The following is a 6742-nucleotide window of genomic DNA, read 5'->3' as shown; positions in this document are numbered from 1 at the left end:
CGCACGGGCCGGGCGCCCGTCCCGGCTGCGAACCCCTAGAATCCTCTGGGTGAACGTTCCAACCCCCTCCTCCACCGACACCCCCTCCCGTCGCCCCATACGCGACCTGCCCGATGAACTCATCAGCCAGATCGCGGCGGGTGAAGTCGTGGAGCGCCCCGCTTCGGTGGTGCGCGAGCTCGTCGACAACGCGCTCGACGCAGGTGCCACGCAGATCACCGTGCGGCTTCTTGCCGGTGGCGTGCGGCTGATCACCGTCGAAGACGATGGCGCGGGCATTCCGCGCGAAGAATTGCCCGTGGCGCTGCGCCGCCATGCGACCAGCAAGATCGCCGATCTGCACGATCTTGAAACCGTGGTCACGATGGGCTTTCGCGGCGAGGCGCTGGCTGCGATCGCCTCGGTTTCCGAGGCTTCCATCCTGTCGCGCCCCGTAGGCCAGGACAGCGCCTATCTGCTCGATGCGCGCAGCGGCGAGCTGCGCCCGGCAGCGCGCAATCAGGGCACGAGCGTGGAGATCAAGGAACTGTTCTTCTCCACGCCCGCACGCCGCAAGTTTCTCAAGACCGACGCCACCGAACTCGCGCATTGCGTCGAGGCCGTGCGCCGCCATGCGCTGGCGCGCCCCGAAGTCGGCTTTGCGATCTGGCACGAAGGCAAGCTCGTCGAACAGTGGCGCGCGGTCAACGTCGCCGACCCCGATGAAGCGCTGGCGCGCCGCCTGGCCGATGTGCTGGGCGAAGACTTCGTGACCCAGTCGGTCGCCGTGGGCCGCCAGAGCGGCGCCATCAGCGTGACCGGCCGCGCGGGCGTGCCCGACGCCGCGCGCTCGCGCCCCGACCACCAATATTGCTATGTCAACGGCCGCTTCGTGCGCGACAAGGTGATCACGCATGCCGCGCGCAGCGCGTATGAAGACGTGCTGCATGGCCAGAAGCAGCCCATCTACGCGCTCTACATCACCATCGATCCCGCGCGCATCGACGTCAACGTGCACCCGACCAAGATCGAAGTGCGCTTTCGCGACAGCCGCGAAGTGCACCAGGCCGTGAAGCATGCGATCGAGGACGCGCTGGCCGTGCCACGCGCCCAGGCGGCGGCGGCCGCTGAAAGCGCCGGCCTTGCGCCGACGACTCCCGCAGCGCCCGCCCCGGCATTCAGTCTCGCGCCCCGCCCCCAGCAGACCCATATGCCTTTCGGCAACAGCCTGCCGGGCCAGCGCGTGAGCGACATGGGTGCGCTGTGGGCGCCGATGCGCGCGCCCACAGCGCCCGCAGAACTGCCGGTGGCCGCGGAGTTTCCACCTCCCCCCGCCATCCCGGCACCGGCCCACCTCGGGCCCCGGCCCGCGCCGTCGGCAGACCCGGCCGCGCCAGCATTCGCCGCGGCCGAGCAGCCCGCCTGCGCGCCGTCGGCTCCAGCCGATGCCGCCGACACGCCCAATCTCTGGCCCCTGGGCCGGGCCGTGGCCCAGATCCATGGCGTCTATATCCTCGCGGAAAACGCGCAAGGCCTGGTGTTGGTCGACATGCATGCGGCGCACGAGCGCATCGTCTACGAGCGGCTCAAGTCATCGATCACCGCCGACGAGCGCATTCCCAGCCAGCCGCTGCTGATTCCCGCGACGTTCGCGGCCACCATGCAGGAAGTCGCGACGGCCGAGGCCCACGCTGAAACATTGAGCCAGCTGGGCCTGGAGATTTCGCCGTTCTCGCCCAAGACCCTGGCCGTGCGCGCCGTGCCCGCCTCGCTGGCCCAGGGCAATGCGGTCGAACTCGCGCGCAGCGTGCTGGGCGAACTCGGCGAGCACGATGCCACCACCGTGGTGCAGCGCGCGCGCAATGAAATTCTCGCCACCATGGCCTGCCACGGCGCGGTGCGCGCCAACCGCAAGCTCACGCTCGACGAAATGAACGGCCTGCTGCGGCAGATGGAAGTCACCGAGCGTTCCGATCAATGCAATCACGGCCGCCCCACCTGGCGGCAGATGACGATGCGAGAACTCGACGCGCTGTTTCTGCGCGGTCGCTGAGCCCACCCTTTTTCATCGATGTCCGACTCCTTCATCACCCGCGTGCGCGACGCGCTCGCGCAGCTGCCGCCCACCGAACGCCGGCTCGCCGACTTCATGCTCGATTTTCCGGGCAATCTTTCGAGCTACAGCGCGTCCGAGATCGCCCAGCTCACGGGGGTGTCGAACGCCACCGTGACGCGGCTGGTGCAGCGCCTGGGCTATGAAAGCTACGAAGAGGCGCGCCGCCATGCGCGCCTGCAGGGCGGCACGGGCTCGCCGCTGTTCACGGCGCCGGCTTCGGTGTCGGGCACGGCCACGGCCATGGCCTTGCAGCTGCAGCAGGCGCACGAAAATCTCGCGGCCACGCTGTCGAGCATTCCCCAGACGCTGATCGACACCGTCGCCCGGGCCTTGCTCGACGCGCGCCAGGTGTTCTTTCTCGGCTACCGGCAAAACCGCAATTTCGCCGCCTACCTGCGCTGGCAACTCACACAGGTGCTGGCCGTTCCACCGCAGGCGATTCCCGGGCCCGGCGAAACGCTGGCCGAATATGGCGGCTCGCTGACGCAGCAGGACATGCTGGTGGTGTTCGCGCTGCGCCGCAGCGTGCCGCTGGTCGCGCGCTTTGCCGAACAGGCCCAGCGCGCCGGCGCGCGCGTGCTGTGCATCACCGACCATGCGAGCGAGGCTCTGCCCGCCGACTGGCTGCTGCGCTGCCATACCCAGGCGCCCGGGCCGCTCGACAACCACATGGCGCTGACCATGCTGTGCCACCTGATCGCAAGCCAGACCATGCATTTCGCGGGCGCTGCAGGGCGCCGGCGCATGGGAGCGATAGAGACCTGGCATGACAGGCTGGAAGAGTTGTAGCCGCGGCTAGAACCCCAGCAAGCCCAACGCCTCCTCCACCGCCGCATCCACGGCCGAGATCACCGGCTGCGCAAACAGCGGCGCGATTTCCTGCGCGGCCTGGGCCAGCGGGCCGCCGCCTATCACCACGGCCTGCGCACCGTCGAGCGCAATGCATTGCTCCACCGCCAAGGCCAGCCGCTCGCGCAGCAGCACCGGGTCGGCCGCGAGCGCTTGCGGTACGCCCGGCGGAATGCGCGTGCCGGAAAACTGTCCGGAAAGCCCCAACTCGGCCACCGACTGCGCGATCGATGCCTCCAGGCCCGGCGTGATCGTCGCAATGCCGAAACGCCGCCCGCCCCTGGCGCCGGCGCGCATCGCCGCCGCGCCCAGGCCCAGCACCGGCAGCGACACACGCGCGCACAGCTGCGCCAGCCCCGGATTGCCGAACGCGCCGATCACGATCACGGCCGGCGTCCGCTCCCCTGCGGCCGCGCGCTGCTGCGCGAAACGCTCGCCCATCTGCACCACCTGGCGCACAGCAATCGCCAGCGAAGCTTCATCGGTGATCAGCGGCGCGCCTTCCTGCGCCGTGGCGCCGAGCAGCTCCACCTGCGCGGGCAGCCGCTGGCGCGCGAGCTGCGCCATCAGCGCGGTCGTCGCCTCGGACGTATTCGGGTTGATCAACAACAGCTGTGCCGCGGGTGCTGCGCGCTGGGTCATGCCTGCTCCTCCTCGATGGAACGGCCAAAGGTTTCGGGCGCGAACTGCACGGCGATGGCGAACAGCACATACATCGCGGCGATCATTCCGAACATGCCGGCCACGCCATACAGATCGAACATCTTTCCGGCGAGCACCTGCGACATCGCACCGCCTATCGTGCCCAGCGCGAGCAGGAACGAGGTACCCAGGCCGCGGATGCGCGTCGGGTACAGCTCGGGGGCGTAGATCCAGATCGAGGTGTTGAGCGTGAGCACGCAGAACTGGAACAGCGCGCCGCACAGCAGCACCACGGCCACGCTGCTGGTGAAGTTGCCGAACGCCAGGCCCGCGAGACACGCGGCCACCGCGCCCACGGTCAGCACGCGCTTGCGCGGGAAGTAGTAGCCCATGGTGGAGGCGGCCAGCGCACCCAGCAGGCTGCCGCTTTGCATGATGATGGTGAACGTGAAGCTCTTGGTGATCGAGTAGCCCTGGGCGACCAGGATGGTCGGCATCAGCGTCAGCACCGACAGCTGGGCGCCGAACGTCATCCATGACGCAATGCCCACGGCAATCGTGCGGCGCGCATAGCCGCCGCGAAAGATGTCGGCAAACGAATTGCGCGCCGCCGCGGCCGGGGCCTGGTCATCGGCGCTCGCGGTGATATAGGCGTGCAGCGGAAACTCGGCATTGGCGAGCTTGCCGCTGGCCAGCATCGACAGCACGCGATTGGCTTCGTCGACCCGGCCCTTGGACAGCAGGTAGCGCGGCGTCTCGGGAATGAAGCGCCGGTAGAAGACGATGAACAGCGCGGGCAGCACCAGGCAGCCGAACAGCCAGCGCCAGGCGTTTTCGCCGGGAAACAGCGCGAACACGCCCAGCGCGAAGGCCGGCGCCAGCATGTTGCCCAGGCCGCCGCCGCCGACATTGATCAGGCCCACGGCCGTGCCGCGGAACTTGGCCGAGCAGAACTCGGCGAGCATGGTCACCGCAGTGGTGATTTCACCGCCCAGGCCGAAGCCGACGACAAAGCGCGCGATCGCCAGCATGGTGTAGCCCGGCGCAAGCGCACAGCCTATCGCGCCGAACGTGAACAGCGCCAGGTTCACATTCAGCATGGTGCGCCGCCCGAAGCGGTCGGCCATGTAGCCCGACAGCAGCCGGCCCATCGCGGCGGCGATGAACGTGATGGTGTTGAGAAAGCCGATGTCGGTGGCGCTGAGCCCCCATTGTTCGCGCAGCAGCGGCCCGACCAGGCCGACCGCGTTCTGCTCGAACACATCGAACAGCACGCCGCAGACGACCAGAAAGATGATGCTCTTGTGCGAGCGCGTCACGCCAATCTGGTTGAGTGCATTTTCCAGCTGCTGCATCTGCGCGCCCGAGGCGCCCGCGGGCGACGACAGGGGAATTTCACCGGCCATGGGATATCTCCAATTGAACCCGGCAGCGGCTGCCGGGCAGGGACTGAAATGGAATCCACGGTGCATGAAAATTAATTTTCACTCACCATTAAAAGAAAAGCAAATTTCAGGCCCGACTGTCTATTTGCAAAAACGCCCCATTACAGGGCGGAAAAAGGATGAGGACGCACCAAAAAAATCAAAAACGCACCACTCATGCACAAGACCTCCCCAAAAAGATGCATAAGGGCATACATTTTTGGCATAATCTTTTTTCAAGTTTTCACGCAGCCGTTTTATTTAGTCAGAAAGTTCTCTCATGAAGTACGAGTCCGTCGGCCATTTCCTTGAACAAGTGGCACAGCGCAACCCCGGCCAACCCGAGTTTCTGCAAGCCGTCACCGAAGTGATGGAAAGCCTCTGGCCCTTCATCGAGAAGAACCCCAAGTACGCTGAGAACGGCCTGCTCGAACGCCTGGTCGAAGCCGAACGCACCGTCATGTTCCGCGTGACCTGGATCGACGACAAAGGCCAGGTGCAAGTCAATCGTGGCTACCGCATCCAGCACAGCATGGCCATCGGCCCGTACAAGGGCGGCCTGCGCCTGCACCCCTCGGTCAACCTGTCGGTGCTCAAGTTCTTGGCGTTCGAACAGACGTTCAAGAACGCGCTGACCACGCTGCCCATGGGCGGCGGCAAGGGCGGCTCCGACTTCGACCCCAAGGGCAAGAGCCCGCTCGAAGTCATGCGCTTTTGCCAGGCTTTCATCACCGAACTGTTCCGCCATGTCGGTCCCGACACCGATGTGCCCGCGGGCGACATCGGCGTGGGCGGCCGTGAAGTCGGCTTCATGGCCGGCATGTACAAGAAGCTCACGAACAGCGCGGCCTGCGTGTTCACCGGCAAGGGCCTGTCGTTCGGCGGCTCGCTGATCCGCCCCGAAGCCACGGGCTACGGCACGGTCTACTTCGCGCAGGAAATGCTCAAGACGCGCGGCAAGTCGTTCGAAGGCCTGACGGTCTCGGTGTCGGGCTCGGGCAACGTCGCCCAGTACGCCGTCGAAAAGGCCATGGCCCTGGGCGCCAAGGTGGTGTCGGTCTCCGACTCCTCGGGCACGGTCTACGACGCTGCCGGTTTCGACACCGCCAAGCTCGCGCTGCTGATGGACGTCAAGAACCACCGCTACGGCCGCGTCAGCGACTACGCAGCGCAGGTTTCCGGCGTTGAATTCCTCGCCGGCAAGACGCCCTGGGGCATCAAGGTCGACGTCGCGCTGCCTTGCGCAACGCAGAACGAACTGGACCTCAACGACGCCAAGACACTGATCGCCAACGGCGTGCTGTGCGTGGCCGAAGGCGCGAACATGCCCGCCACGATCGAAGCCGCCAAGGCCTTCGAAGCCGCGGGCGTGCTGTACGCACCGGGCAAGGCCTCGAACGCTGGCGGCGTCGCCACGTCGGGTCTGGAAATGTGCCAGAACTCGGCGCGCATCTCCTGGCCTGCGGAAGAAGTCGATGGCCGCCTGCTGCAGATCATGCAAGGCATCCATGCGGCCTGCCTGAAGTACGGCAAGCGCGCCGACGGCACCGTGAGCTACATCGACGGCGCCAACGTCGCCGGCTTCGTCAAGATCGCCGACGCAATGATCGCCCAGGGCGTCGTGTAACCTGCGGCCCCCACGCTTGCTCGCTGCGCGTAGCTGCGCTGCCCCCCAAGGGGGCGCGTTTTTGCCTTGGGGCGGCCCGGCGGCAAAAACCTAGCGCCCAGATTT

Annotated in this window: 5 protein-coding genes; 3 read left to right on the top strand and 2 right to left on the bottom strand. The window is 66.7% G+C overall.

Going from position 1 to position 6742, the window contains the following annotated elements:
• The first annotated feature begins 49 nt into the window (after positions 1–49).
• Together mutL and KHY18_RS07360 are read left to right on the top strand one after the other, a co-directional pair.
• Positions 50–2032: a DNA mismatch repair endonuclease MutL gene (mutL, locus tag KHY18_RS07365; RefSeq protein WP_213296979.1), complete on the top strand. Its 1983-nt coding sequence runs from the start codon at positions 50–52 to the stop codon at positions 2030–2032.
• A gap of 18 nt (positions 2033–2050) precedes the next feature.
• On the top strand, positions 2051–2884 hold the full coding sequence (locus KHY18_RS07360) for a MurR/RpiR family transcriptional regulator (RefSeq protein WP_213296976.1): 834 nt from the start codon (positions 2051–2053) through the stop codon (positions 2882–2884).
• 6 nt (positions 2885–2890) lie between these two features.
• Here the strand turns inward: KHY18_RS07360 and KHY18_RS07355 are convergent, their stop codons facing one another.
• Together KHY18_RS07355 and KHY18_RS07350 are read right to left on the bottom strand one after the other, a co-directional pair.
• Positions 2891–3586, bottom strand: coding sequence for an aspartate/glutamate racemase family protein (locus tag KHY18_RS07355; RefSeq protein ID WP_213296972.1), 696 nt, complete (start codon positions 3584–3586; stop codon positions 2891–2893).
• Positions 3583–4992, bottom strand: a complete 1410-nt coding sequence (locus tag KHY18_RS07350) for an MFS transporter (RefSeq protein ID WP_213296969.1) — start codon at positions 4990–4992, stop codon at positions 3583–3585. Before KHY18_RS07350 ends, KHY18_RS07355 begins: the two co-directional genes overlap by 4 nt.
• A 298-nt stretch (positions 4993–5290) precedes the next feature.
• Here KHY18_RS07350 and gdhA point away from each other — a divergent pair, with 298 nt between their 5' ends.
• Positions 5291–6637, top strand: a complete 1347-nt coding sequence (gdhA, locus tag KHY18_RS07345; RefSeq protein WP_213296966.1) for an NADP-specific glutamate dehydrogenase — start codon at positions 5291–5293, stop codon at positions 6635–6637.
• Positions 6638–6742 lie beyond the last annotated feature (105 nt).

The organism is Acidovorax sp. CCYZU-2555, from assembly GCF_018413525.1.
Lineage (GTDB): Bacteria > Pseudomonadota > Gammaproteobacteria > Burkholderiales > Burkholderiaceae_C > Comamonas.
The sequence above is the reverse complement of the archived record's forward strand: the minus strand, read 5'-3'. Positions and strand labels throughout refer to the sequence as shown.

Excerpts from the sequence above, each read along its gene's own strand:
- KHY18_RS07360 (WP_213296976.1), top strand. The coding sequence starts at position 2,051 with ATGTCCGACTCCTTCATCACCCGCGTGCGCGACGCGCTCGCGCAGCTG.
- KHY18_RS07355 (WP_213296972.1), bottom strand. The coding sequence starts at position 3,586 with ATGACCCAGCGCGCAGCACCCGCGGCACAGCTGTTGTTGATCAACCCG.
- KHY18_RS07350 (WP_213296969.1), bottom strand. The coding sequence starts at position 4,992 with ATGGCCGGTGAAATTCCCCTGTCGTCGCCCGCGGGCGCCTCGGGCGCG.
- gdhA (WP_213296966.1), top strand. The coding sequence starts at position 5,291 with ATGAAGTACGAGTCCGTCGGCCATTTCCTTGAACAAGTGGCACAGCGC.